The organism is uncultured Thiohalocapsa sp. (genome assembly GCF_913063425.1).
Classification (GTDB): domain Bacteria; phylum Pseudomonadota; class Gammaproteobacteria; order Chromatiales; family Chromatiaceae; genus Thiohalocapsa.
In genome coordinates this window covers 1-25842 of the sequence record NZ_CAJXYK010000063.1, presented here as the reverse complement: position 1 = coordinate 25842, position 25842 = coordinate 1, and the positions used below count along the sequence as shown (strand labels likewise).

Here is a 25842-nt window from a genome sequence, read left to right as displayed (position 1 = left end):
TACCTTTGGCTACCGGGCCTTGGCATACCCGGACACGGACTTACACCGTGCTGACAGTGCGCCCTCACGGGCGTACGACCGCCGAGTTTCACTCGGCTCCTGGGACCGCCGAGTTTCACTCGGCCCCCTGGGACCGCCGAGTTTCACTCGGCTTCTGGGGCCGCCGAGTTTCACTCGGCGACCCCGGACGGCGCATCCACTTGCACAGCAGCACCGTATCGCAGGCCTACACCCGCATCGGCAAGCCGCTGCGCCGCGCTCAACAGGCCGGCGGCGCTTGCCGCGGCACGGCAGGCGGAGGCGAGCCGGGCAGAGACCAATGGGACTCAGGCGCCCGCGCTGCGCTGAAGACGGCGCGCGGAGCTTGGCTCTCCCGCCCCCGGACGCCACCTACCGCGCCATTGTGCACGCCATCTTAATGATCAGCCGAGACGGAGCGCCAGCGCATGTCCACACCCGCACCCTACTACAAGTACCACGTCTTCTTTTGCACCAACCTGCGCGCGGACGGCAGCCAGAGCTGCGAGCAATGCGGCGCGCAGGCGTCCCGAGACTACCTCAAGCAGCGCACCAAAGAGCTCGGCCTCACGGGCGCGGGCGGCGTGCGCGTCAACAACGCCGGCTGTCTGGACCGCTGCAGCGAGGGCCCGGTGGCCGTCGTCTACCCTGAGGGCACCTGGTATACCTACGTGGACAGCGAGGACCTGGAGGAAATCCTGCAAAGCCACCTCATCGGCGGCGAGCCCGTGGAGCGGCTGCGGCTGCCCGGGTGAGGCGCGCCACACTGTGCATCGCGCGCGCATGCGACCGATGCCAACTCTTCGGCGCATACAAGGTCGGCGCACTTGCACGGACTCTGACCGCTCGGGTATAGTACGCGGCTTTCTCGGGCTTGCGCAGGTCTCCGCGCAAGCCTGACCATTTCGTGATCCAAGCTGACCTGCGGGACGGACATGAGCACAGCGAGCGCAAAGCCGGCAGAAGTGCGGCGGGCCTGGTATCTGATCGACGCCGAGGGCAAGACCCTGGGGCGCCTGGCAACCGAAATCGCCCGTCGTCTGCGCGGCAAGCACAAGCCGCAGTACACCCCGCACGTGGACACCGGCGACTACCTTGTGGTGGTCAACGCCGAGAAGGTGCGTGTCACCGGCAACAAGCGCCAGGACAAGATGTACTACCGCCACACCGGCTACATCGGGCACCTCAGGTCCCGCTCCCTTCAGCAGATGCTGGACGAGCATCCGGAGCGCGTGCTTGAGGCAGCCGTCAAGGGCATGCTGCCGCACAATCCGCTGGGCCGCGCCATGTTCAAGAAGCTTAAGGTCTACGCCGGCCCGGATCACCGCCACCAGGCCCAGCAGCCGCAGCCGCTTGAGGTCTGAGCCCAACGGCGCAGCATCGCTTCGGGCACGAGTCGTGCCCAGCACGAGTCGCCCAGCACGAGTTGCCTGCACAACCGGCCAACGACAAAACACCACGGACACCTGACACATGCCGGACTTTCACTACGCCACCGGTCGTCGCAAGAACGCCGCAGCCCGGGTCTTCCTGAGCCTCGGCAGCGGCAGCATCACCGTCAACGATCACGACCTGGACCATTTCTTCGGCCGCGAAACCGCCCGCATGGTGGTCCGCCAGGCACTCGAAGCCGTGGAGCTCGCAGACCGCGTTGATGTGCGCGCCACCGTCAAGGGCGGGGGCGCCTCAGGACAGGCCGGCGCCATCCGCCACGGCATCGCCCGCGCCCTGGTGGACTACGACGAAAACCTCCGTGCCCCCCTGCGCCGCGCCGGCTTCCTCACCCGCGACGCCCGCGAGGTGGAGCGCAAGAAGGTCGGTCTGCACAAGGCACGCAAACGGCCGCAATACTCGAAGCGCTGATGCGCTTCTCGCAGGGCTGAAGGGCGTCTTCGTACTTGGCTTTCGACGCGCTGCTGAAACTGGATGCATGGAAGCGGCCGTGCCGTTTGTCTGCGGAGGTTTACGCCTTGACAGACCAGTGTCGGTATTATGCATACCGCGCTCAGGTCACAGGTTCCGCCCCATCAGTCGCATCCAACATCGCCGAAGGTTAGGAGCGCGACACCCAGAAGGACAGGGGCAGGTGTCTCTACACGGCAAAGGGATCTGGTGCAGAGTGTTGGACCCAGCTCATGATCGGCATCGAAGCAGGCCTGATTGAGCGCAACAGAGCCAGGAGCTTTGTTGGATCAGGCACGACAAGTTGCGAGAATGATCCGCGGCCGGATCCGCAGCTTCCAGCACAAGCCCAGCACAAGCCCAGCACAAGCCCAGCACAAGCTTAGAGAGCGTCACAGGCAGCGCCACCTCCGCCCTCTCTTCTTGGGGGATCGTCTAGCGGCAGGACAGCGGACTCTGACTCCGTTAACCTAGGTTCGAATCCTAGTCCCCCAGCCATTTGCTTCCGCGAGCAACAGCGCCCGCCCGGACCGAGTCCGGGTGGGCGTTTTTTCGTGCAGGCTTGAGCGTGATCCGAGTACCAACGCTTCGGCAATCTTCCCGCTCAGCCCCCCAGCGCGCATCGGCTTACGCCGAATCGCTCGCGCATCAGCACTCGACACTGTGGGCTGAGCGCGCCAGGCTCTTGTCTTACTGAGATCTTACCGAGAGCGCCAATGGAGACCACACGATTGTCGTCCAAGGGCCAAGTCGTGCTGCCGAAGGCGATCCGGGATGCCCACGGCTGGGCGCCCGGTACCGAGCTGCTGATCGAGGATGGGCCGAACGGCGTGCTGTTGCGCCCTCGCACGTACTCGGAGCCGAGCAGCCTGGAAACCGTGGCCGGCTGCCTTCGCGATGCTGCAGGTCCGGCGCGAACAGACGATGAGATGGACGCCGCCATTCGAGCGGAGCTGCGCCGGCGCCATGATCGCGGTCGATACTAATGTCTTGGTCCGGCTCTTGACCTGGGATGATCCGGAGCAGGCCGCCGAGGCCAAGGCCCTGTTCAGCGCGAACGACATCTTTGTTGCAAAGACCGTGCTGCTGGAGACCGAGTGGGTGCTGCGCAGCCTTTACGCGCTGGACACCGGGCGCATCGCAGGGGCGCTGCGCGGCCTGCTTGGGCTGCCCCGGGTGCGTTGCGAGGACCGCAACGCTGTGGAGATGGCGCTGCGCTGTTGTGAGCAGGGTCTGGATTTCGCCGATGCACTGCATCTGAGCAGCAGTGTCGGGGCAGGCAAGCTCGTCACCTTCGATCAACGCTCCCGCAAGCGCGGCCACGGCGCCTGCCCCATCGAGATCTTCACGATCGCGGAGGTTCTGGACGGAACATGACGGTGCGGCCGGCGCTTTGTTGATGGTCCAGCACGTTGCACCTGGGCCTGATCGCGGTGAAGAACCGCAAGACCCGCTCACCGGCGCAGATGGTCCAACTGCACGCACACGGCGCTTCGCGAGCATTCTGTGGCCACCGCGGCAGGCTCAGCGTCGAACGACCGAAGCCCGACATTGAGGAATTCCCGTCGGGCGTGAACCGAGTGGACGGCGAGGGGCTGAGGGCTGAGGATCGAGAGGCTCTCGATCTCGTCGGGAAGGGTTCAAAGGCAACTGACGCAGGGAGCACCTCGGGGCGGGCAAGCATAGGGGAGCCATGAGGAGTCGGGGGTGGCGGATGCGCTTTGCTTATCCGTCGTACAGATGCACACTGAATTTCGACAACTTAGAGGCATCCAGCCTCCTCGCTGCTCGCCCCTCACCCCCAGCTGCTCGCCCCTCAATCCCAATCATTCGACGAGCTGCTCAACGGCCAGCCCCATCGCCTTCGCGAGCCGCTGGAGGGTCGCCCTGCGTGGCTGGTTGGCGCCGGATTCCAGGCGCGCCAGCGCCGACTGTTGCATGCCCGCCGCCTCCGCGACCTGCTGCTGCGTCATCCCAAGATGTTCCCGCCAGGCGCGCAGCAAGGGCACGTCGTGCAGCACATGCGCCTCCACCACCGCCTGCGGAATGCCGGGGCCACGCCGTTCGCGCTCCAGCAGCGGGCGCACCCGCTCCCAGTCTTCGATGGGGACCAGCACATAGACCGGCTGCCCGTCGCGGACGACGGTCTGGTAGTCGGCAGGCTGATAGTCAGTAGGTTCGTTCATCACGTTTCTTGACTGCTTCGATACTCACGATGCGCACCGCGTGCCCCACGTCGAAGAAGACCCGATAGTCACCGACGCGCAGGCGATAGCCGAGCCGATGGTCGGTGAGCTGCCTGACGCCGGGCACGTCAGGGAAGGCCGACAGCCCGGCAGCGGCTCTCAAGATGCGCGACTGCAACCCGCGGTCTCCAAGCTTCTTGAGCTGCTTGAGCGCCTTCGGTTGCCATTCCACCTGCATCATGCCGAAAACATAACACAATATAACATGGGAGAGGGCTGAGGGCTGAGGGCTGAGGGCTGAGGAAGCGCACACCGACTCGGGGCCATACTGCTCGTCCCGTTCAGGGGCAGCTCGCCGACCGTAAGTCGATCCTGCCGTCGGCCGCGCGTGTCTTCGGCACCGCTCGCCCCACCTCGGCCATCAGCACCCGCACTCCCCGGCTCCCGCCGCACCACAACCGCAAGCCAAGCACCCGCCCCTCAGCCCTCCGCCCTCAGCCCTACTGCGCGCAGCAGACCAGAGCGCATTTTCAGCCCTCCCCAACGCGCCGTTGTCACAATTACGCAACAGCACCCTCCGTGTGTAGCTTTTTTCAAAAAAACCTGTTGCCAAGTGTCGCATCCTGATCTAGTATTCGGAGCGCAAGACATGATTGCGTCAACTTGCGCGGTCTTTCGTGTTTTTCACAACAGCGGAGAGCAGCATGAACAAGAAGCTCCTCAGCCTGGCAGTCGCCGCGGCCGTCGCCGCGCCGACCGCTGCCATGGCCGAAGCCGTCCTGTACGGCAGAGTACATGTGTCCATCGACTATGCCGATGTGACGAATTCCATTGCGCCCACCTACGACGAGGTTGAGTACTTCAACGTCACCGGCATCGGCCCGGCGACCGAAACCTCCACAGCGACCAACATCTACGCGACCCAGGCCGCGGCCGCGGCCAATGCTGGTCCGAACACTCCCGGATTCCTCGCACAGGCCGAAGACGTACCGGCTTGGGTCAACAGCACGGGGGGCACGGTCTATGTGCCTCTGGCGGATGGGACCGTTGCAGAGGTCCAGGACGGCACGCTTATCGAAGGTTTCACCTCCAGCAGCACCACAATGATCGTCCCCGGACCTGACGGCGAGATGGTGACCCTCATCCGCACCGACGGCGCGGGCAACCCCATCATCAACAACGACGGCCAGGACTTCACCGGCTGGGGTGTCGCCAGCGAAGGCAGCGAAATCCCGGGCTCCGGGCGCGCCAGCCGCCTTGGCGTCAAGGGCTCCGAGGATCTGGGCAACGGCCTCAAAGCCATCTACCAGATCGAGCTTGGCCTGAACCTGGGCGATGACGACATCACCAGCGGCAGCAACGGCATCAGCTACCGCAACACCTTCGCCGGCATCGCCGGTGACTTCGGTACCCTCCTGGTCGGCCGTCACGACACGCCGCTCAAGATTTCCACCGGCAAGCTGGACATGTTCAGCGACACCATGGCGGACTACAACGGCACGGTCGGATTCGATGACCTGCGCGTGGACAACGCCATTGCCTACATCTCGCCGAGCTTCGCCGGCTTCTCCTTCGCCGGCGCCTTGGTCGCTCCGGGCGGCGGCACCGACGGCGAAGGCGTGAACATCAACTCCGACCAGCTGAACGGCGCCTACTCGTTGGCCCTCATTTACAGGAACGGTCCGTTCCACGGTTCAGCGGCTTACGAGTCCATCAGCAACGAGATGTTCATGGACAGCGAGACTTCGCTGGCCGGCAAGGAGCAGTGCATCGGAGCCGATGGCACCCCGACCCTGACCTGCGGTTACGTCGACAACGACTATGCCAAGTGGCGTCTCGGCCTCGGCCTGCTGGACTGGAACGGCTTTACGCTGACGGCGATCTACGAGCAGCAGGACGATCTGCCCGACGGTCAGACGCGCCAGATGGTCGGATTTGTCGATCCGGACGGCAACGTGACGTTCGACAGCCTGACTGGGGGTGCCGAGGAACAGCGTTTGTGGCAGGTGCAAGCCGGGTATTCCTTCGGTAACAACATGGTCAAGGCCATGTACGGGGCCGTCGATCGTGATGCTGACAAGCCTTTCAGCAGAACGCGCGATACGCTGAGCATCAACAACATCACGGACGACTTGGGCGGCGACCGCGAAACCTGGGCGATCGGCTTCGACCACAACTTCAGCAAGCGCACCAAGGCCTACGCACTGTATGTCGACGTCAGCGACGACAGCAATGGCCTGCCGAACGGCGAGCTCGAGTGGAGCGGCTTCTCCCTCGGCCTGCTGCACAAGTTCTGATCAGCGCCATTGCGACCTGACCCGACGGACCGGGTCGATGAACGGGGCCTTCGGGCCCCGTTTTTTGTGCCTGACGGTTTCAGCTGGAGCCGGCGGGCGAGGCGCTGCGGCCACCGGCCCGTCGTTGCAGCGCGCCTCCAAGGGTACGGCTTTGGGTCAGTGCTGCGGCTCGGCGTCTGCGTCCACCAGCGCGCGGCAGCGCCCCACCACGGCCTGGAACATGGCCTCGGTAAGCCGCCCGGTCTGGGTGTTGTAGCGGCTGCAGTGGTAGGAATCCACCAGCGTCATGCCGTTGGGCAGCGCATGCTCAGCGCCGTGGCCAAAGCGCCAGGCGGACTGGCGCAGCTCCAGCGCGCGCAGCACGGCGTTGTGCGCCACCTGCCCCAGGGCCAGCACCACGGCGGCGGCCGGCAGGCCTTGGAGCTCCGCGGCGAGGTAGCCGTTGCAGGTGCGTACCTCCTCCGTGGCGGGCTTGTTCTCCGGCGGCAGGCACTTGACGGCGTTGGTGATGCGGCAGCCTTGCAGCACCAGCCCGTCGTCGGCGGCGGTGGCCTCCGGCTGGCTGCCGAAGCCGTGGGCGTGGAGCGTGCGATACAGCAGGATGCCGGCGTAGTCCCCGGTGAAGGGACGACCGGTGCGGTTGGCGCCGTGCATGCCGGGTGCAAGCCCGACGATCAGGAGCGGTGCCGCGGCGTCGCCGAAGGGCGGCACCGGGGCAGCGTGATAGTCGGGGTGCGCTTGTCGCACCATGGCGAGATGCTGCGCGAGCCGGGGGCAGCGGGTGCAGCCGGGGTCGAAGGTCACGGCATACGCCGCCGTCACGTCACGCGCTGTCGCATCGGCACCACGCGACCGCTCGCCCCGCCACACCTCACTGGGCCACACCTCACTGGGCCACACCTCACTGGGTCATACCTCACTGGGTCATACCTCACTGGGTCATATCTCACTGGGTCATACCTCACTGGGCCACCTCCTGGATCAGGCCATGGCGGTAGGCGAGCCGGGTCAGCTCCACGTCGGTGCTGAGATGCAGCTTCTCGAAGATGCGCTGGCGGTAGGTGCTGACCGTCTTCTGGCTCAGCGACAGGCACTCGGCGATCTCATGGTTGCGCCGGCCGTCGAGGATCATCAGCGTCACCTGCATCTCGCGCGCCGACAGGTCGGCGAAGGGCGTCTCCTTGGTGCCGCGCCAGCCGGCCACCATGCGCTTCTGCGCCAGCCTTGCATCCACATAGGGCAGCCCCCGCTGCACGGCACGGATGGCGTCCAGGAGTTCCCGGGCCGGACAGCCCTTGGTGAGATAGCCGATGGCGCCGGCATCGTGCACCTGCGTGGGCAGCGGCTCGTCACTCAGCGCCGACAGCGCCACGATGCGCGCCTTGGGCAGCAGGCGGCAGAGCCGACGGGTGGCCTCGATGCCGCCCATACCGCCCGGCATGTTGAGATCCATGAGCACGACATCCGCGTCGAGACCCTCCTGGGCCAGGCTGACCGCCTGCTCGCCGCTGTCGGCCTCCCCGACGACGGCCAGATCCCCCGGCGTTTCGATAATGGAGCGCAGGCCCGCCCGCACCAGCTGATGGTCGTCGACGATCATGACTCTGATCATGGAGGCTCCCCGACGTGCAGCGTGCACATCCGGCGCGCATGCCCGCGATCTCGTTGTTTTGGACGGGCAACCTTAGCCCATCGGCCGATCCATAAAGGCCTTAATTTGCTGGGCTTGCGCCGTCTTTGCTTGCCCGACCCGACAATCGCCGCCGCCCGCGCGACCCACGACATCATACCGCCCTGCGGTATGCTTTCAGCCGATGATGACGCTCACGCACAAACCCGACTACCAGGGCGCCGGCATTGTCAACCTGATGGCGACGCTGATCAACGCCCGCGGCGGCCACGCCGATCAACCCGAGCTGCACCGGCTGCCCGCCGCGGCGCTCGAAGATGCCCGCCACCTGGTGCTCATCGTGCTGGACGGCCTCGGCAGCCGCTGGCTCGCCCGCCACGGTGCCGGCTCCCGGCTGGCGGCAGACTGCACGGCCGAGCTGACCTCGGTGTTCCCGCCGACCACGGCCTCCGCCGTCACCACCTTCCTCACCGGCGACGCCCCGCAGCAGCACGGCCTCACCGGCTGGTTCACCTGGTTCCGGGAGCTCGGCTGCGTCATGTCGGTACTGCCGGGCACGCCGCGCTACGGCGGTGTCGGCTATGCGGCGGCGGGCGTGGACCTGGCCCGGCTGCTGGAGCACAGATCCGTCTTCACCCGCGTGGCCACGCCCTCGGTGGCGGTGTCGCCGCGCTGGATCGCCCGCTCGGACTTCAATCTGGCGCATCTGGGCGGCGCGCGGCTCCTGCCCTACAAGGATCTCCGGCAAATGTTCCGGCGCGCGGCCCGTGCCATCCGCCGCGCCCGCGCGCCCGGCTTCTTCTACCTGTACTGGCCCGGGCTCGACGGCATCGGGCATGAGCACGGCATGGAGAGCGACCGGGCGCTGGCCCATTTCCAGAACATCGACCGTCACTATCAGGACTTCCTGCGCACCATCGCCGGCACCGACAGCGCCGTGCTGGTGACCGCGGACCACGGCCACCTGGATGCCCGCCCGGGGGACCTGGTGCGCCTGGAGGACCACCCCGTCCTCGCCGACTGCCTGGCGCTGCCCCTGTGCGGGGAGCCGCGGGCGGCGTTCTGCTATCTGCGCCCGGGTCGGGTGGACACCTTCGTGGATTACTGCCGCAGCAGCCTCGGCGAGCGCTTCGACCTGTACCCGAGCCGGGACCTGCTGGACGCCGGGCTGTTCGGCCCCGGCACACCGCATCCGAGGCTCGCCGAGCGCATCGGCGACTATACCCTCATCGCCCGCGGTCGCCATCTGATCCGCGAGCGGCTGCCGACAGAGGGCGAATTCCAGCAAATCGGCGTGCACGGCGGTCTGAGCGAGGACGAGTTGTACGTGCCACTGTGCGTGGCGCGGACCTGATGGACAGGACCGATCTGCTCTCAGGCTGGCTGCGACGGCTCCGCGGCGGAGCGCGTACGGGGCGGCTCGAGGCCATTCTGCTCGCGGATGCCGCCGGCACCCCCATGCGCGCGGTCGAAGTGGCCACGGCATGCGCCGGCCGCGGCCTCGACGGCGACCGCTACGCCGCGGGCACCGGCTGGTGGCGCACCACCGACGGCTGCCAGGTGACCATGATTCACGCCGAGCACTTGGCCCGGGCGGCGCGCCGGTCCGGGGTCGCGGTTACCGACGGCCGCCACCGGCGCAACCTGGTGATCTCCGGCCTCGCCGGCGCGCAGCTGCGCGAACGGCAGGTTCGCATCGGCGAGGCCCTGTTCAGCTGGCATCGCGTGCGCCCACCCTGCGGCTACCTGGACCAGGTCGCCGGCCGCGGCACCGCCAAGGCGCTCGGCAGGCACGCCGGCCTGTGTCTGAAGGTCGTCGAGGGTGGGGTGATCCGGGTCGGTGATGAGGTGAAGCTGGTGCCTTCTCAGAGGTTACGCGACTCAGCGCGACGGATACGACTTTGACGACGTTCCGTCACGCAACGGCGCAACGAGATGGAAGGGCTGGAAAGCCGGCGGCCCCGGTCAGTTGCACGCCGGCCGGGCGCTTGGGGTTCTGAGTCCGGTCCCGGGCCGAAGCGCTGCAAGCGGCCGGTGCCTTGACATGGCGTCGTCGCGTTCGTTGCGCGACAGCGCCTCAGCGTGGCGGCTGGGGTGAACGTTACAGCCCCTGCATCGCCCGATAGCCCGGCAGTGCGGCAATGCGCCCGAGCCAGGCGCGCACCGCTGGATGGTCGTCCAGCGCCACATCGGCCTCGTGCGCCAGGGCCACATAGGTGTAACACGCGAGATCGGCGATGGTGACACGCTCGCCCACCAGCCAGTCGTGCCCGGCGAGGCGTGCCTCCAGCACATCGAGCCCGGCCCTCCCCTCCCGCTGGCAGGCGCCCACATCGAAGGGCCGGCCGAACTTGAGCGCAGCCCGGGCCCGGGCAAGGCCGTACAGCAGCTCGTTCTCGGACAATGCCAGCCATTGCAGCACCTGCGCCTCGCCGACGGCATCTTCCGGCAGCCAGGCGCCGGCCTGGGGCGCGCCCGAGCCCGCCCGGCCATAGCGCCGCGCCAGGTAGAACAGGATGGCTTGGGAGTCCCAGAGCCGCACGTCGCCGTCCTCCAGCACGGGGATCTGCCCGCGCCCACTCACCGCCTTGAAGGCGGCCTGCTGGGTCTCGCCGCGGCTGCTGTCAACCGGCACGCGCTCGTACTCCAGCCCGAGCATGTCGAGCAGCAGGCGCACCTTCCAGCAGTTGCCGGAGAATTCGAAGTCGTAGAGGCGCATGATTTCACTTTTCAAGGCTGTCGTGTATCAAGCATTATGTCCCACCCTGGGGAAACGCCCAAGTATCCGGCATTTCCCGCCCGGCACGCTGCCCGGACAATTTCACTGCCGCTAAGACACTGAAAATGCAGGAAAGTGGAAACTGCGCTTCCCCTTTCCGTGCCGATTCCGGCCAGGATGGCCAATAATCGGCGTGTCCTTCGAACGGCTCATCCTCAACCGCATCCACCGCTGCGCCAGTCCACACAAGCCCTCTCTTCATGCTCAGCCCTGTTCTCCTGACCCGTGTCATCCTGCGGAACTACAAGAGCATAGCCGCCTGCGATGTCCAGCTGGGACCAATGACCTACCTGCTGGGGCCTAACGGTTCCGGCAAGAGCAATTTCGTTGACGCCCTGCATCTCGTGCGGGATGCACTCACCGGATCCCTCGATCATGCGCTGAGCGAGCGTGGTGGCCTCAACGAAGTACGGCGGCGCTCCGGAGGTCATCCCACGCACTTCGGTATCCGTTTGGAGTTCCAGCTGCCCGAGAATGGCCAACGAGGATTCTATGCCTTCCGTGTAGGTGCGGTGCGCGGAGGCGATTACGAAGTACAGAGCGAACGCTGTGTGCTGGGCGACAAATCGGGCGCGGGCCCGTCATTTCATTTGACGAGAGGAAAGGTCACAGAGACCAGCGAGGAGAGTTTTCCAGCAGACAGCCCTGCATCCCGGCGCTTTCGCTGCACTCAAGGAGGCGCTGAAGCGCGCAGCTGAACAACGCCATGTCTTGATCACGAGCCACAGTCCAGAGCTGCTTGACGACCCCGAGCTCCCCGTCGAGGCGCTGCTGGCAGTCGTTGCCGAGCGTGGTGAGACACGCATCGCACCCGCTGATCGAGGATCACGGCAAGCCCTGCAGAATCATTTATTCACTGCCGGTGAGTTGTTGCGTCTGAATCAGTTGGAGCCGGATTCCGAGGCGTTGGCATCACAGGAAAGAAAACAAATACATTTATTCGCGGACTGACGTGCCGCAGCCCGGGCACGAATCCTTAGACACGGTGCGATCCGTATTCGGCATGCTGACCATCACCACCATCGTGGAAGGAGACGGCGAAGTTTCAGCCGTACCGCTCCTACTGCGGCGATTGGCGCTGTGGCTGACACCTGAAACGCAGATCAACGTGACCACTCCCATTCGGGTCCGCCGGGATAGGTTCATCCGTCGAGACGATGATTTCCAGAAGTACGTGCAGCTTGTCAGATCCGCTGAAAGGAGCCATCGCGAGACAGACTGAACTGCGGCGGGGAATGATCGAACATCGACAGGCTGGAGCCTTACCGCACCACCGACAACTGCGGCCGCCCGACGGCTGCCGCAGCCACCGGCGGCGGCGGGGCGGTCACCGCCCGCTCACGCTCGTAGATGACCTGCACGGCGTCGTCGCCGAGCAGCTGCGCCAGGCGCTTCAGCAGGGCGTCGTCCGGCTGCACCCGCCAGTTGTCGCCGAAGCGCAGGCGGCCCTCGCAGCCCGGGCGCCGGTAGTGCAGCCGCAGTCGCGTCCCCTCGCCGCTGTAGGGCTGCAGCAGCTGGTGCAGCTCCTGGACGCGCGCATGGCCTGCGGCGTGCGCCGCCGGGTCGGAGAGGTCCAGGGTCAGTGACAGGTATTCGGCGCGGGCGGCGCGGGCCTGCTCCAGGGTCTGCACGCTGCGGGCGATGAGGCCGATGCCGCCGGTGTACTCGTCCGGGCGCAGGTTGCCGCTGATGACCAGAATGGCGTCCGGCTGCAGCAGCTCCCGGGCCTCCTCGAAGACGTCGTTGAAGCAGGTGACCTCGATGCGCCCGGTGCGGTCGTCGAGCGTCAGCGAGGCCATGCGCCCGCGGGCGCCCTTGCGCACCTGGAGCTGGTGCACCAGCCCGGCGACGGTGCGCAGGTCGCGGTCGCCGCCGCGGAACTGCGTCACCGTCGGGTCCGCCAGGGCCTGGTTGGCGGCGAGCAGATCGCCGATGCGCTGGGCCACCAGCACGTTGAGCTCGGCATCGAAGCGGTTCACCGGATGGCCGGTGAGATAGAGCCCGAGCGTATCCTTCTCGCCCAGCAGGCGCTCGTCCTCGTCCCAGTCCGGCCAGGTCTGGGCGGCGAGCTGCGGGTCCGGCTCCACGGCCGCCGCCGGGTCCTCCAGCAGGGCACCGAAGAGGTCCGCCTGACCCGAGGCCTGCTGCTCGTGGTGCTGCTCGGCGAGCTGGATGGCCGCCGGCAGCAGGCTCATCAGCGTGGCGCGGCCCCCGCCTTTGCGCACGGCGGCCTCGTCCGCGGTGCCGAGCCCGTCCAGCGCCCCGGCGCGGATCAGGGCCTCGAACACCCGCTTGTTCACCTTGTGCAGGTCCACGCGCCGGCACAGGTCCCAGAGGTCCTTGAAGGGCCCGCCGCTGCTGCGCGCCTCCAGGATGGACGCGATGGCCGACTCGCCGACGCCCTTGATGGCACCCAGGCCATAGACCACGGTGCCCGGGCCATCGATGGTGAAGCGGTACTCGGAGCGGTTCACCTTCGGCGGCTCCACCTCCAGGCCCATGCGGCGGCACTCGTCGATGAGCAGCACCACCTTGTCGGTGTTGTCCATGTCCGCCGACAGCACGGCGGCCATGAAGGCGGCGGGATAGTGGGCTTTGAGCCAGAGCGTCTGGTAGGACACCAGCGCATAGGCGGCGGAGTGGGACTTGTTGAAGCCGTAGCCCGCGAACTTCTCCATCAGGTCGAAGATGTAGGTGGCCGTCTCGGCCGCGACACCCCGCTCCACCGCGCCTTTCTCGAAGATGGCGCGCTGCTTGTCCATCTCCTCGACCTTCTTCTTGCCCATGGCGCGGCGCAGCAGGTCCGCGCCGCCCAGGCTGTAGCCCGCCAGCACCTGGGCGATCTGCATCACCTGCTCCTGATACAGAATGACGCCGTAGGTGGGCTTGAGGATCGGCTCCAGCTTCGGGTGCGGATAGGCGACATCGGCGCGACCGTGCTTGCGGTCGCAGAAGTCGTCCACCATGCCGGACTGCAAGGGCCCCGGGCGGAACAGCGCCACCAGCGCTGTCATGTCCTCGAAGGAATCGGGCTTGAGCTTCTTGATCAGCTCCTTCATGCCGCGGGATTCCAGCTGGAACACGGCCGTGGTCTCGCAGCGCTGGAGCAGCGCGAAGGCCTGCGCGTCGTGCGGGTCGATGAGGTTGATGTCCAGCGGGTCCTCGCCGGCCTGTCTGCGCCCGGCGTTGATGGTATCGAGCGCCCAGTCGATGATGGTGAGCGTGCGCAGGCCCAGGAAGTCGAACTTCACCAGGCCCGCCTGCTCCACATCGTCCTTGTCGTATTGCGTGACCAGGTTATCGCCGCCCGGCTCGCAGTAGAGCGGCGCGAAGTCGGTCAGCTCGCCGGGGGCGATGACCACGCCGCCGGCGTGCTTGCCGGCGTTGCGGGCGACGCCCTCCAGCTTGCGGGCCATGTCGATGATGGCGGTCACCGCCTCGTCGTCCTTGTAGGCAGCGGCCAGGTCCTCGCTCTCCTCCAGGGCCTTGTCCAGTGTCATGCCGAGCTCGAAGGGCACCATCTTGGCGACCTTGTCCACGAAGCCGTAGGGATGGCCCAGCACCCGGCCCACGTCCCGCACCACCGCCTTGGCCGCCATGGTGCCGAAGGTGATGATCTGCGAGACCGCATGGCGGCCGTACTTCTGCGCCACATAGTCGATGACGCGGTCGCGGCCCTCCATGCAGAAGTCCACGTCGAAGTCCGGCATGGACACGCGCTCGGGGTTCAGAAAGCGCTCGAAGAGCAGCTCGTGCTCCAGCGGGTCCAGGTCCGTGATCTTGAGCGCATAGGCCACCAGCGAGCCCGCACCCGAGCCGCGCCCCGGCCCCACAGGGATGCCGTGATCCTTGGCCCACTGGATGAAGTCCGCGACGATCAGAAAGTACCCCGGGAAGCCCATCTGGCAGATGACGGTAAGCTCCGTCTGCAGGCGCTCGTCGTAGGGTTTCCGGCGCTCGGCGAAGTCCGGCGCTTGGCGGTCGAAGGTGCGGTCAAGGCGCCACTCCAGACCCTTGCGGGACTCCTCCGCGAAGAGCTCATCGATGGTCATGCCCGCGGGCACCGGCCAGGCGGGCAGGTAGTTCTTGCCGAGCTCAAGCTCCAGGTTGCAGCGCTTGGCGACCTCCACCGTGTTCTCCAACGCCTCCGGCAGGTCCGAGAACAAGAGCGCCATCTCCTTCGGCGTGCGCAGATACTGCTCCGGGGCATGACGGCGCGGGCGGCGCTTGTCCGCCAGCGTCCAGCCGCCGTGGATGCAGGTGCGCACCTCGTGTGCATCGAAGTCCTCGGCCTTGAGGAAGGCCACGTCGTTGGTGGCCACCACGGGCACGCCCTTGGCGATGGCCAGGTCCACGCCGGCCTCGATGCACTCGGCCTCACCCTCGCGCCCGGTGCGGGTCAGCTCCAGGTACCAGCGGTCGCCGAAGGCGCCGAGCCAGGCGTCCAGGCGCTGCTCGGCCTCCGCCCGGTGCCCGCCCACCAGCGCCCGACCCAGGTCGCCGCCGACGCCACCCGAGAGCGCGATGAGCCCCTGATTGGCCGCCAGCACCCAGTCCCGCTGCACCTGCGCGACGCCCTGGTGCTGGCCCTCCTGATAGGCGCGGGAGATGAGCCGGGTGAGGTTTTTGTAGCCCACGAGGTCCTGCACCAGCAGCACCAGCCGGTGCGGCTTGTCCGGGTTGTCCGGGTCGTGCACGGCCACTTCCGTGCCGGCGATGGGCTTCACACCCGCCCCCAGCGCCGCCTTGTAGAAGCGCACCAGGCAGAACAGGTTGGTCTGGTCGGTGACGGCGACGGCGGGCATGCCGGCGGCGGCGGCCGCCTTCACCAGCGGCTTGACGCGCACCAGGCCGTCGCTCAACGAGTACTCGGAATGCAGGTGCAGGTGGACGAAGCTGGCTTCCATGAGGTCGCGGGGCGCTGGCAGGGGGGGACGGCGGCGGTTGATTCTAACGCGTCGCCGGCGGGCGTCCCGCGGGGTCCGACGGCGGGCAGCAGGGCGAAAGCGCCGCCAAGACCCCGCGCACGCCCCGCGCGCATGAAGAATGTCATATTTCTTCAGACACACGGGCGTTATGCTGCGACCAATTGCGGGAACACGGCGCAGCCACGGTCACTCAGCGCCGCCCATCGCGAGAGCGCCGCCGATCCATGTCCCCGGCAGCTTGAGTGCCGTGCCCCGCTGGAGCCAACAGGACGCGTCCTCTGGAGCGGGCGGGGCAAGACGCCCACCAATACCGGACGACCGTCGCCGCCGGCCGACAATGCGGCCGCAGGCAGGGCAGTTCCAACTTGGGCGCGGTGGTGCGCAGCCCGGGTCGGCAGAGACGGCCGCACGAGAGTGCCGCACCGGCAGCGCCCGCATCCACCGGGCCTGCCGCAAAGCCGCCGGCAGGCCCAGATGCACAGCAAGACAAGAGCCACGGCGCGCCCGACGCCTGTCCAGGACATACGGGTCATCCGGTGCCGGCCGCAGCAGCCGCGGCGACACCGTATCCCCGACAGGTCAGGCCATCCGCCACGAGGATCGGCCACCGCCCTGACCCTGCTGCTCTGGTGCGGCCTGCTGCTCACGGGTCAGGCGGCCCAGGGCCACGCGCCGGGCGCAGTGGCGGCACCCGCGGCTGCCTGGCTCGACCATTACCGCCAGCTCGCCGCCACCCAGCCGACGCACTGCCCCAAGGTACAGATTCCGAGGCCGCCGCCGGCGGTGCCGAGCCGTGCCTTCCTGTTCCCCAGCCTCGCCGGTGCGACGCAGGCGGAGCCCGGCATCGTCCACTCCCGGGACCCCATCGTCGAGCGCCTGCTGGTGCTCGCCCAGGGTGCGGACGGCTGCATCCATGCCGGCGCCGCAGGGCGGCTGCTGCCGTTCAGCAGTCGGGCGGCGTGGAGCCCGCTCGCCAACGCGCGCATCCCCGCCGAGCTGGGAGAGACGCCGCCGGCGGCCATCGTCACCGACGCCAAATCCATCCGCCCCTGGATGCGGTACCAGCCGGCATCCGCGTTCCGTGCCGAGGCCGCCTGGCACTGGACCCTGCTCGGCGGCTATACGGGCCTGCTCAGTGTGCTGCTGGCGGTGGGCATCGGCTTCGTCGTCTGGCAGCGCAATGCCCTGGCAGTGGCCTATGTGCTCTACCTGGCGGCCCTGCAGCTGTACCAGCTCCAGGCCCTGGGCCTGGGACCGGCCTGGCTGCCCTTCTGGCCGCCGCCGGAATACGCCCGGCTGATGCAGGCCATCGCCGTCGCCCTGGTGGTGCCGGGCGTTGTCGGTGTGGTGCTGACCTTCCTCGCCCCGCGCCGGCCGTTGGTGCTCGGCATCGCGGGCGGTGTGGTGCTTGCGTCCGCGGCCTTCGTCGCCTCCGCCTGGACCACCTGGGGCTACTGGGTGGGCTCCGTGATCGTGGCCCTGCTGGCATCCCTGCTGCTCTGGCTGCTGCTGCGCCGGCTGCGCCGGCCGGACCCGGCGCTGCGCTGGCTCGCGCTGGGGCTCGCTGCCTCCATGGTGGGCGGCGGGCTGCAGGCGGCCTCTGTCGTGGCCGACGGCGCCGAGCTGCCGGGTGTCTTCGCCGTGGCCTTCCCGGTGGGCAACCTGGTGGAGTCGCTGTGCTGGCTCGTCGCACTCACGCTCCGCTTCCGCGCCGCCCACCTGCAGGACCGACAGGCGCTCTGGGAGGCGGCCTACCAGGACCCGGTGACCGGGCTCTACAACCGCCGCTGGCTGGGCGAGCAGATTACCGCGGCGCTGACCGCCGCCGCACGCCGGCCCCGCGCCCGACGCCAGCTGCTGCTGTTGGATCTGGAGCGCTTCGAGCGCATCAACCAGCGCTGCGGGCACGCCGGCGGCGACCTGGTGCTGCGCCAGGTGGGTCGCGACCTGCAGGGTCTGCTGGAGCCGGGCGAGGCCGCCGGGCGCTTCGGCAGCGATGAGCTCATGCTGCTGCTGCGCCCGGGCGCTGACCCCTGCACGGCCGAGGGCCGTGCCGGCAGCATTCTCGCCAAGCTGGCAGAGCCGCGGCAGTGCGGCGCCCGGCTGCTGTCGCTGCGGGCCAGCATCGGCATCGTGACCCTGCACGCGGGCTATGCGCAGCTGGACGATGTCATCGCCGATGCCGGGCTCGCGCTGGAGGCGGCCCGGCGCCGCGGCGGACACACGGCCGTGCGCTTCGCGTCTGCCATGCGCCGCAGCCGACGTGCCGAGGAGCGCCTGCGCGCCGAGCTGGTCGCGGCACTGCGGCAGGACCAGCTGCTCCTGCACTACCAGCCCGTGGTGGCCCTGGAGTCGGGCCGCGCCATCGGCTTCGAGGCGCTGCTGCGCTGGCGGCATCCAAGCCGCGGCCTGCTGCCGGCGGCGCGCTTCGTGCCCGTGGCCGCGGCGGGCGGCCTGATCCGCGCCCTGGGCTATCGGGTGGTGCGGCTCGCCTGCGCGCAGCTGCGCGCCTGGCAGCAGCAGGGCAGCTGGTACTGCGGCCAGTTCCTCAGTATCAACCTGAGTGCCGAGCAGCTGGGCGACGAGCATCTGCTGACGGAGACCCGCGCCGCCCTGGACGGCAACGGCATTGACCCGTCGGCGCTGCGCTTCGAGGTGCCGGAGGCAGCCCTCGCGGCGGAGACGCCGGAGCTGCGCGCCTGGCGCGCACGCCTGCTGGGGCAGGGCCTGATGCTCTGCCTGGACGGCTTCGGCGACGGCCGGACGCCGCTCGCGACCCTGGCCGACCTCGCCTTCGACAACATCAAGCTCGACACCGCGCTGGCCGCCGGCGTGGCACACCAGGGCCGGGCACAGAGTCTGGTGCAGGCCGGCCTTGCGCTGGGCGCCCAGTTCAGCTGCCTGGTGGTGGCCAAAGGCATCGAGAGCCGCGAGCAGCTGCGGTGCTTTCAGCGCCTCGGCTGCGCCTATGGCCAGGGCGACTATTTGGCCGCCGCCATGCCGGCAGCCGCCTTGTCCGATTGGGCCGCACTCTGCCATACCGGGACGACGCCGGACGCCATCCATCGCACCGACTCTCGCCTGCACTGAGGCTGCGGGACTGGGGCGACGGGACCGGGGCGACGGGACCGGGGCTACGGAACCGGGGCGACGGCACTGGGGCGACGGCACTGGGGCGGTAGGGCGCCGGCTACTCCTCCGTCTCCACCATCGCACCGCGCCCATCCGCCCCCCGCACCAGCACCAGCTTGCCGAGGGTGGGATGACGCACGGCGATGACGGTGAAGCCGGGATAGCTCCGCTCCGAGACCACCCGGCCCTCCTCCTTGAGATCGGCCAACACCTGCTCTTCCGCGTCGATGATGCGCATGGATCTGCTCCGAGGTTTGCGTGGGCACCTGCGCGGCCGGCGGAGCCGGGCTCGGCCGGGGGTGGGGACGTCCGGTGGCCGCTGCCGCGCTGCTTGCGGGGGTATAGCACAGTGTGACGACGGCCGCGCGTCCCAGAGCCGTGCTTCAAGGCTGCGATGGACGCCGATGCCGAGCTGGAGCGGTTCCGCCGCCGGCGGCTCTGGGAGCACAAGCGCCACGCCGACACGGGCGCTGCCGCCGACGATTGAGTGCAACAACCCGGAAGCGGCATCGCGCAAAGCATCCGTTGCCTTTACCAAGGCGGGCGGGCCAGCGGCACTGCGCAGTGCTTGCCCGGGGCCGCAAGTTTCGTCACGCTGGCGCCCGCGCGCGTGCGCTGAAGCCACGCAATGGCCGGCGGACGCGGGTGCGCGCGCCTGGACTCTTCACAGCCGCAACGCCGGTTTTCTTATAAGCTCGGAGGACCAAGACGATGCCAACCCAAGCCGTTGCAACCACCTCGCCCGGCTCGCTTGCCGCTGTCGGCGCCGCCGCCAAGGCGTTCGCTCTGGCACATCCCGTCAGCCTGTCCCTCGCGGGCGGCGCCCTGCTCGGCGCCGGCGCCTACTGGGGCATCGGCAAGCTGCTGAGCAAGAAGGAGACCGACGTCGACGCCGAGCCCGCGGCGAGCTGAGCGGTGGCCGAGACGCTCGGCTGGTCAGTGCCCGCTCAGATCGCAGCCTGCGTGCCGTCCGGGGCGCGGGCGTGCGCTCCGAGCGCGGCAGCAGCACACTCTCCGCCCTGGACCTGCCTTGTGCGCTGGTGGCGGCAGCGTCCGCGCCGGCGCGCCATCAAGCCGTGGATTCCACCTCAAACCCGACCACCGTCCGTTGCTCGCGGCTGAATTCCACGCCGATCAGGTGGATTGGCCGGTCCTCGCCGCGGTAGCGCGCGGCGTAGTCTTTGTCCTTGAGCTGTTGCAGCGCGCGCCCTTCCGGGGCCAGCTCGACGACCTTGAGCTCGAACAGATAGACTTGGCCGTTGAAGCGCAGCGCCAGGTCCAGCCTTCCTGCGTTGCTCGCCTCCTCCGGGGTCGGGTCCAGGCCCAGGGCCGCAAAGACGGCGTAGAATACGCTGGCATAGTAACCCTCGTAACGGCCGATCTTGTTGTTGCGGTACCAATCCGTCGGGATGCCGTCGTAGAGCGCGGTGAAAAACCGCTGGAGGCCCGCGAAGTCATTGGCGAGCAACAGCTCGTAGAGTCGGCTCACGCGGGTGCCGGGCCGGTGCGTCGTGGGCGCGATGCGGTCCAGCAGCGCCCCGGTGAGGCTCGCCTGCACCTCCAGGTTCGGCCAGCGCAGCCGGTACTCGATCAGTGCGCCGAGCTGGCGCACCGCATCGACGGTGAGATAGCCGGTCTGGAACAGCAGCGCCTCGGTGGCGATGTGGTCCACGTCGAAAGTCGACAGCAGCGCCTCGCTCGCAATCGTCCGGCCCAGGTCCGGCACGAACACCTCGCGCTCGATAAGCAGGTCCACCAGGAAGGTCGGCGTCGCCGTCTCGAACCACCAGGGCCGGAACTGGCGGGCGTCGAACAGCAGCAGCGCATCGAAGGGGTTGTACACCGCCTCCCCGGTCCAGTTATAGCCGTTGTACCAATCGCGGATCTGCGCACGATCCAATCCATCGAGCTCTGGGCCGAAGACCTGGTCGAGATCCGCCTCGGTGTAGCCGCAGATGGCGGAATAGCGCGCATCCACGGTGATGTCCTTGAGGTTGTTGAGCCCCGAGAACAGGCTGACCTTGCTGAACTTGGACACGCCGGTCAGGAATGCAAAGCGAATGTGCGCATCGCTGTCCTTGATGACGGAATAGAGATCGCGCAGCCCGTCACGGATCGCGCGGGCAGACTCGGGGCGGGTGAGGTTGTCGAGGATCGGCTTGTCGTACTCGTCCACCAGCACGACGACACGCTCGCCGTGGTGCGCATGGGCGCGGCGGATCAACTGCCGGAAGCGCCCAGCCGGCGTCGGCGCGTCCGTGGCGACGCCGATGTGCTGCTCGTTGTCGGCCAACAGCTCGCCGATCCTCTTGCCGAGCTCCCCGCGGCTCTGCACCACCCCGCCGCCGAGGCTCAGTCGCAGTACCGGATATCGCCGCGACCAGTCCCACCGTTCCTGCGCTTCGAGCCCCTCGAACAGGGGCTCGCTGCCCGAGAACAGCTCGGCCAGGGTATCCAGGAACAGCGACTTGCCGAAGCGCCGCGGTCGCGAGAGGAAGTAGTACTTGCCTTCATCGACGAGCTGCAGCGCAAAGCCGGTCTTGTCGACGTAGTAGTAGCCGCCCTCGCGGATCTCGCGGAAGGTCTGGATGCCGATGGGGAGCTTCTTGCGCGCGGGCATGCCTGTCTCCGGCTCGAAGGGTCAACGGTCGGAGTCTAGCGCGCGATCACGAGGTCTGGGGGCCTATACCAGCCGACGGACCCGAATCGGCACCCATAAGCCGGGTAGGCCGGGCGACGGCAGGCATGCGGCCCCGCCTCCAACTGCCCAGCCGACGGCCGCGTTCAAGCCGCGGGCGCAGCGTCCGGCGGTGCTGCGGTGCGCATCTGCGACGCCTGCCTCTGCTGCCGGACCAGCTCCGCCGTGTCCTGAGGCAGAGCCTCAGCATGCCATTTCCGGATGCCGAGGTGCGCGGCAAGCCAGTCTTGCGCACGGATCAGGACGCCTGCGACGCAGCGGTGGCGTTGCGGGGGGGGATGCGAAAGCTGCGCAGGCCGTATGCGCCCAACACCGCAAAGCGCAGGCGTGTTCCGCCGCCTATGGGGCGTTCCTGCCGGGGCTCTACCGGCTGAGGCCGTGCGGGGGGTCGGGGCTGTAACCGGGGTTGGGGCTCGGTCGCAGGGTGATTGGCGGAGAGAGAGTCCGCTAATAGGGGTTCCGATGGGTTCTTAGAAGTTTCACAAGCACATGTTTTAATTAAAATCCTGGTCTTCTGTGTTCCGCGACATTCCGAGGGAAGCCGGCTATACTTTGTGGGTAGACCGACCCCGTACCCACAAAAAGACAGAGGCCCGGAAACATGGCGCATATCCACAAGTTGACCGACAGGCAAATCCGCGCGGCCAAGAAGCCCTTGGGCGATGGCGGGGGGTTGTGGGTCTACCCGCGCGGTAGCGCCCGGACATGGATATTCCGCTACTCGCGAGCCCGGAAGCAGGTCGAGATGGGGTTAGGCGGATACCCTGATGTCTCGCTCGCAGAGGCCCGCGAGAAGGCCGCAGAGGCCCGCAAGCTGCGGGAGGATGGCTTCGACCCGCTGGAGCATCGACGGCAGCAGGAAGCGGCGGCAGAGGCCAAGGTGCAGACCGAGGCGAGCAAGCCGACGTTCACCCAGGCCGCGGCGAGATACATCCGCAGCAAGCGCCACGAGTGGAGCAATGCCAAGCACGCTCGGCAGTGGGTCGCGACCCTGAAGACCTACGCGCGCCCCGTGGTCGGCTCGAAGCCAGTTGACCAGATCAGCACCGAGGACGTATTGACCATCCTCAAGCCGGTATGGACCAGCAAGACCGAAACCGCGAAGCGCGTTCAGAGCCGCGTCGAGAATGTGCTCGACTTCGCCGCCGCCATGAAGTGGCGAGACGCCGGCAACCCGTGCCGATGGCGGGGGCATCTCGACAAGCTCCTGCCGGCGCCGACGAAGGTGAAGAAGGCGCGCAACGGCGGCACCACCCGTCATCAGCCGGCGATGGACTACCGCGCGGTCCCAGCCTTCATGGTCGAGCTGCGGGAGCTGGATAGCGCCTCGGCGTTGGCGCTTGAGTTCCTGATCTTGACCGCCTGCCGCACGTCCGAGGTCTTGGGCGCGCAGTGGTCGGAGATCGACGCAGAGGCGGCTGTATGGACCATCCCGCCGCAGCGGATGAAGGCACGGCGAGAGCATAGGGTTCCGCTGTCCGGCCGCGCCTTGAGCCTCCTAGAGGCCCTGCCGAGGGTCGAGGGCAATCCTCATTGCTTCCCTGGCGCCCGGTATGGCAAGCCGCTGTCGAACATGGCGCTGTTGCAGTGCATGCGGGGGCTCGGCTACGGCGTCGGCGGCGACCGCGGCGATGCTGTACCGCACGGCTTCCGGTCGAGCTTCCGAGACTGGGCCGGCGAGGTCGCTACCTTCCCGCCAAACGTCGCAGAAGCCGCCTTGGCACATGTCATCGGCGACAAGACCGAGGCCGCCTATGCCAGAGGCGATCTGTTCCAGAAGCGGCGGAAGCTGATGCAGGAATGGGCCGACTGGTGCATCCGTGGCGCAAGCCAGAACGTGGTGGACCTGCACCCGGAACAGGCCGTCGGGTAGGGTCAGGGCGCAACATCTTCGGTCGGCGTAACATCGTCATGCCGCACCTAGGCCAAGGCTGATCACCGAGGCCGAACGCCGGGGCACCCTTCCCCGGCTGGTGCGGCACCTTCCAAGAGGGCGGCGCTGATAGGGGGCGCTGGTGGAATCACGACCCGCTGTTGACTGGTCATATTGGCGGCTGATCCCTTGCGTTGAGCAATGGCAGGCTGCGGCGCTGTCGCTCGGGACAGACCCCAACTCCTTGAAGACGAACCCCCAGGCGGCAAGGCGCGGGAGACAGGGGTTCTTGGGCTGGATTGGTGATCCGCAAAAGGCAACCGAGTTTTTCAAGCGACTTGAGATCATCAAGGCGAATTCGTCAGATGCACTCTTCGATCTGGATTGTGACCGGCCGATGCTCGGTCTCGCGCTGTTCGCAACATGGGCGCTCGGTGTCGAATGGGAGATACCTTCGGAGTTGGCCGATCTGGCCGATAGCACGAGCGCCAGAAAGAAGCCCGCAAGAGACGACAACCAATGTCTCGGCGACCGAGCCGAGACCACCTACCTGAACATCATCGGCGGCCTGGTGGAGCTGATGCTCGGCAAGACCCCTGCCGGCAAGGATCAATCCGTCTTCAAGTCGCAAGCGGCCATCATTGAAGCCTTGCTCCACAACTATCCCAACAAGCCCGGCATCGCCGAATCGACCCTGAAGGCCAAGTTCGCGGAAGCGCGCAAGCGCCTCGATGATACGTGAGCCGGTACAGCTAGACCGGCGGTCGGTCTAGGTAGACTGCAACCCGCGGAGTCCCCGCCTACTGTGCGTAGCCATGCCGGCATGTTCCGGTGATTGGTACAGAGCTACGCACATGACCGCACACCCAACCATCATCCGACGACCCGAGGTCGAGGCCCGAACCGGGCTGTCCCGATCCGCGATCTACGCCCGCCTGAAGCGCAACCCCAAGCGGCCCGGCGACTACGATCCGACTTTTCCGCGGCCGATCAGGATCGGCCCCCGTGCGGTCGGCTGGATCGCGGCAGAGATTGACCAGTGGGTCGCGGCCCGCACGGCCGAGCGCGATTGGACACCGCCCGCGGCACCCGAACCCGAGCCGGCACCGACCGAGCGGCGCACCCGAAGGCCCAAGCTCGGATTGCCCCAGGCGGTTCCGATCCTGGACGGCGAGTGAGGGAGCGCGAACCATGAGCGCGAAGGACTACGCCCGCCCCGACGGCACATCGGGAGCGTGCGCGGATATGGCATCGGCAAGCAACCGACGGCTTATTCTACCGCGACGGCAGGAGGCGCAGTCATGACGACCGCCGACCCGCATCGCATCAGCGAGGCTCTGTCCCACGTCCCGCCCGACGACCGCGAGGTCTGGCTGCGCATGGGCATGGCCGTCAAGGCCGAACTGGGGGAAGACGGGCATAGCATCTGGGATACCTGGTCCCAGCGGTCCGAGTCCTACCGCGCCGCTGATGCCCGCGCCGTTTGGAAGTCGATCAGGCCCGTCGGTGGCGTCACTGTCGGCACCTTGCTCCACGAGGCCAAGGCCCACGGCTGGCGCGACAATGGAATCCGACATCAACAGACCCCCGAGGAGATGGCTGAACGGCAGAGGTCGGCCCATGAGCGGCAGGTTCGCGAGCAAGCTGAGATGGAGCGCGGGCGCGCTGAAGCGGCAAACAAGGCGGCGGCAATCTGGGCTGCCGCAACCGATCCAGCCGGCAACGGCTACCTGGAGCGCAAAAAGGTTGCCCCGGTCCCGACCCTACGGGAGATTGCGGCGGATGCAGCGGCAGCGATCTTGGGCTACTCCCCGAAGTCCCGCGACGAGCCCCTGACCGGGCGGCTGCTGGTTGTTCCGATCAAAGCGGGCGATGAACTGTCAACCTGCGAGCTGATCGACGGCGACGGACGCAAGCACGCTTTGGCCGGCGGCGCCAAGAAGGGCGGCTATTGGGCATCTGATGCCTTGCCGGCCGGCGCCGGGACGGGGGCAACCATGCTGATCGGCGAGGGCGTAGCGACCTGCCTGAGCGCCAAGGAAGCAACCGGACACCCGGCTGTTGCGGCCCTTACGTCAGGCAATCTCCCAACCGTCGCGCGGATGATTCGTGAACGACACCCGTCCGCCCGGCTCATCATCCTGGCTGACCTAATCAAGGACACCGGCGAACCCGACCACCATGCTGCCGAGGCCGCGCGGAATGTCGGCGGCTTGCTGGCGGTGCCGGACTTTGGGGCGGGGCGACCGCAGGGGGCGACCGACTTCAACGACCTTTCCCTGCTGCGCAACCCCGGCGCCGTCAAGCAATCCATCGAACTGGCAGCCCTGAAGCATGACCGAGCCTCCCCAGCAACGGCGCCGTCGGGCGGGGCGTTGAGGAATGTTGTTGTCGCAAAA

General features: G+C 67.6%; 25 protein-coding genes, 1 tRNA gene and 1 pseudogene. 19 read left to right on the top strand and 8 right to left on the bottom strand.

Going from position 1 to position 25842, the window contains the following annotated elements:
* The first annotated feature begins 446 nt into the window (after positions 1-446).
* The 7 genes from QZ607_RS23140 to QZ607_RS23115 all read left to right on the top strand — a co-directional run bounded on the left by QZ607_RS23140 (position 447) and on the right by QZ607_RS23115 (position 3297).
* Positions 447-773, top strand: a complete 327-nt coding sequence (locus QZ607_RS23140) for a ferredoxin (RefSeq protein WP_295887879.1) — start codon at positions 447-449, stop codon at positions 771-773.
* A gap of 180 nt (positions 774-953) precedes the next feature.
* Positions 954-1382, top strand: a complete 429-nt coding sequence (rplM, locus tag QZ607_RS23135; RefSeq protein ID WP_295887875.1) for a 50S ribosomal protein L13 — start codon at positions 954-956, stop codon at positions 1380-1382.
* A gap of 109 nt (positions 1383-1491) precedes the next feature.
* On the top strand, positions 1492-1881 hold the full coding sequence (gene rpsI, locus QZ607_RS23130; protein WP_295887873.1) for a 30S ribosomal protein S9: 390 nt from the start codon (positions 1492-1494) through the stop codon (positions 1879-1881).
* Between the two features lie 35 nt (positions 1882-1916).
* Positions 1917-2075, top strand: coding sequence for a four helix bundle protein (locus tag QZ607_RS26000; protein ID WP_367268246.1), 159 nt, complete (start codon positions 1917-1919; stop codon positions 2073-2075).
* A 269-nt stretch (positions 2076-2344) separates the two neighbouring features.
* Positions 2345-2418: transfer RNA gene (locus QZ607_RS23125), tRNA-Gln, on the top strand.
* A 218-nt stretch (positions 2419-2636) separates the two neighbouring features.
* A complete protein-coding gene (locus QZ607_RS23120; protein WP_295887869.1) occupies positions 2637-2906 on the top strand; it encodes an AbrB/MazE/SpoVT family DNA-binding domain-containing protein in 270 nt (89 codons plus the stop codon).
* Positions 2887-3297: a type II toxin-antitoxin system VapC family toxin gene (locus QZ607_RS23115; protein ID WP_295887867.1), complete on the top strand. Its 411-nt coding sequence runs from the start codon at positions 2887-2889 to the stop codon at positions 3295-3297. Before QZ607_RS23120 ends, QZ607_RS23115 begins: the two co-directional genes overlap by 20 nt.
* A gap of 449 nt (positions 3298-3746) precedes the next feature.
* Here the strand turns inward: QZ607_RS23115 and QZ607_RS23110 are convergent, their stop codons facing one another.
* Positions 3747-4106, bottom strand: a complete 360-nt coding sequence (locus tag QZ607_RS23110; RefSeq protein WP_295887865.1) for a helix-turn-helix transcriptional regulator — start codon at positions 4104-4106, stop codon at positions 3747-3749.
* Complete coding sequence (locus tag QZ607_RS23105; RefSeq protein WP_295887863.1) at positions 4090-4347, bottom strand: type II toxin-antitoxin system RelE/ParE family toxin; 258 nt, start codon at positions 4345-4347, stop codon at positions 4090-4092. The genes QZ607_RS23110 and QZ607_RS23105 overlap by 17 nt, the downstream gene beginning before the upstream one ends.
* 463 nt (positions 4348-4810) lie before the next feature.
* Here QZ607_RS23105 and QZ607_RS23100 point away from each other — a divergent pair, with 463 nt between their 5' ends.
* The gene (locus QZ607_RS23100; RefSeq protein WP_295887860.1) at positions 4811-6403 is read left to right on the top strand and encodes a porin; all 1593 of its coding nucleotides are present in this window, start codon (positions 4811-4813) and stop codon (positions 6401-6403) included.
* 156 nt (positions 6404-6559) lie between these two features.
* On the opposite strand, the gene QZ607_RS23095 is transcribed toward QZ607_RS23100, so the two are convergent.
* Both QZ607_RS23095 and QZ607_RS23090 read right to left on the bottom strand, forming a co-directional pair.
* Positions 6560-7153, bottom strand: a complete 594-nt coding sequence (locus QZ607_RS23095; protein ID WP_295887882.1) for a uracil-DNA glycosylase — start codon at positions 7151-7153, stop codon at positions 6560-6562.
* 211 nt (positions 7154-7364) lie between these two features.
* Positions 7365-8015: a response regulator gene (locus QZ607_RS23090; RefSeq protein ID WP_295887857.1), complete on the bottom strand. Its 651-nt coding sequence runs from the start codon at positions 8013-8015 to the stop codon at positions 7365-7367.
* A 205-nt stretch (positions 8016-8220) separates the two neighbouring features.
* Here QZ607_RS23090 and QZ607_RS23085 point away from each other — a divergent pair, with 205 nt between their 5' ends.
* Complete coding sequence (locus QZ607_RS23085) at positions 8221-9387, top strand: alkaline phosphatase family protein (protein WP_295887853.1); 1167 nt, start codon at positions 8221-8223, stop codon at positions 9385-9387.
* A 104-nt stretch (positions 9388-9491) separates the two neighbouring features.
* Complete coding sequence (locus QZ607_RS23080; protein WP_295887850.1) at positions 9492-9938, top strand: MOSC domain-containing protein; 447 nt, start codon at positions 9492-9494, stop codon at positions 9936-9938.
* A gap of 196 nt (positions 9939-10134) precedes the next feature.
* Here the strand turns inward: QZ607_RS23080 and QZ607_RS23075 are convergent, their stop codons facing one another.
* Positions 10135-10767, bottom strand: a complete 633-nt coding sequence (locus tag QZ607_RS23075) for a glutathione S-transferase family protein (RefSeq protein ID WP_295887847.1) — start codon at positions 10765-10767, stop codon at positions 10135-10137.
* Positions 10768-11093: 326 nt separating this feature from the next.
* Between QZ607_RS23075 and QZ607_RS23070 the strand changes: the two genes are divergently transcribed.
* Genes QZ607_RS23070 through QZ607_RS23060 form a run of 3 tightly spaced genes read left to right on the top strand, consistent with a single transcriptional unit; the run spans position 11094 to position 12034 of the window.
* Positions 11094-11510 carry an AAA family ATPase gene (locus tag QZ607_RS23070; protein ID WP_295887844.1) on the top strand — a complete coding sequence of 139 codons (417 nt, stop codon included), beginning with the start codon at positions 11094-11096 and terminating at the stop codon, positions 11508-11510.
* A gap of 13 nt (positions 11511-11523) precedes the next feature.
* Positions 11524-11763 (top strand): hypothetical protein, encoded by a 240-nt coding sequence (locus tag QZ607_RS23065; protein WP_295887841.1) that lies wholly within the window; start codon positions 11524-11526, stop codon positions 11761-11763.
* A 52-nt stretch (positions 11764-11815) separates the two neighbouring features.
* Positions 11816-12034, top strand: coding sequence for a hypothetical protein (locus tag QZ607_RS23060; protein WP_295887838.1), 219 nt, complete (start codon positions 11816-11818; stop codon positions 12032-12034).
* A 40-nt stretch (positions 12035-12074) separates the two neighbouring features.
* On the opposite strand, the gene dnaE is transcribed toward QZ607_RS23060, so the two are convergent.
* Positions 12075-15719, bottom strand: a complete 3645-nt coding sequence (dnaE, locus tag QZ607_RS23055; RefSeq protein ID WP_295887835.1) for a DNA polymerase III subunit alpha — start codon at positions 15717-15719, stop codon at positions 12075-12077.
* Positions 15720-16214: 495 nt separating this feature from the next.
* On the opposite strand from dnaE, the gene QZ607_RS23050 reads away from it, so the two are divergent.
* On the top strand, positions 16215-18830 hold the full coding sequence (locus QZ607_RS23050; protein ID WP_295887832.1) for a bifunctional diguanylate cyclase/phosphodiesterase: 2616 nt from the start codon (positions 16215-16217) through the stop codon (positions 18828-18830).
* Positions 18831-18930: 100 nt separating this feature from the next.
* Here QZ607_RS23050 and QZ607_RS23045 read toward each other — a convergent pair whose 3' ends face one another.
* Complete coding sequence (locus QZ607_RS23045) at positions 18931-19110, bottom strand: hypothetical protein (RefSeq protein WP_295887829.1); 180 nt, start codon at positions 19108-19110, stop codon at positions 18931-18933.
* A gap of 473 nt (positions 19111-19583) precedes the next feature.
* Between QZ607_RS23045 and QZ607_RS23040 the strand changes: the two genes are divergently transcribed.
* A complete protein-coding gene (locus tag QZ607_RS23040) occupies positions 19584-19784 on the top strand; it encodes a hypothetical protein (protein WP_295887826.1) in 201 nt (66 codons plus the stop codon).
* 157 nt (positions 19785-19941) lie between these two features.
* Here the strand turns inward: QZ607_RS23040 and QZ607_RS23035 are convergent, their stop codons facing one another.
* On the bottom strand, positions 19942-21492 hold the full coding sequence (locus QZ607_RS23035; protein WP_295887824.1) for an ATP-binding protein: 1551 nt from the start codon (positions 21490-21492) through the stop codon (positions 19942-19944).
* Positions 21493-22171: 679 nt separating this feature from the next.
* On the opposite strand from QZ607_RS23035, the gene QZ607_RS23030 reads away from it, so the two are divergent.
* The 4 genes and pseudogenes from QZ607_RS23030 to QZ607_RS23015 all read left to right on the top strand — a co-directional run.
* Positions 22172-23443, top strand: coding sequence for a site-specific integrase (locus QZ607_RS23030; RefSeq protein ID WP_295887821.1), 1272 nt, complete (start codon positions 22172-22174; stop codon positions 23441-23443).
* 244 nt (positions 23444-23687) lie between these two features.
* The gene (locus QZ607_RS23025; RefSeq protein ID WP_295887818.1) at positions 23688-24185 is read left to right on the top strand and encodes a hypothetical protein; all 498 of its coding nucleotides are present in this window, start codon (positions 23688-23690) and stop codon (positions 24183-24185) included.
* A gap of 112 nt (positions 24186-24297) precedes the next feature.
* Positions 24298-24489 (top strand): annotated as a pseudogene (locus tag QZ607_RS23020) (AlpA family phage regulatory protein); the annotation flags it as partial.
* A 255-nt stretch (positions 24490-24744) separates the two neighbouring features.
* The coding region (locus QZ607_RS23015; RefSeq protein ID WP_295887816.1) for a PriCT-2 domain-containing protein at positions 24745-25842 on the top strand (1098 nt) is incomplete at its 3' end.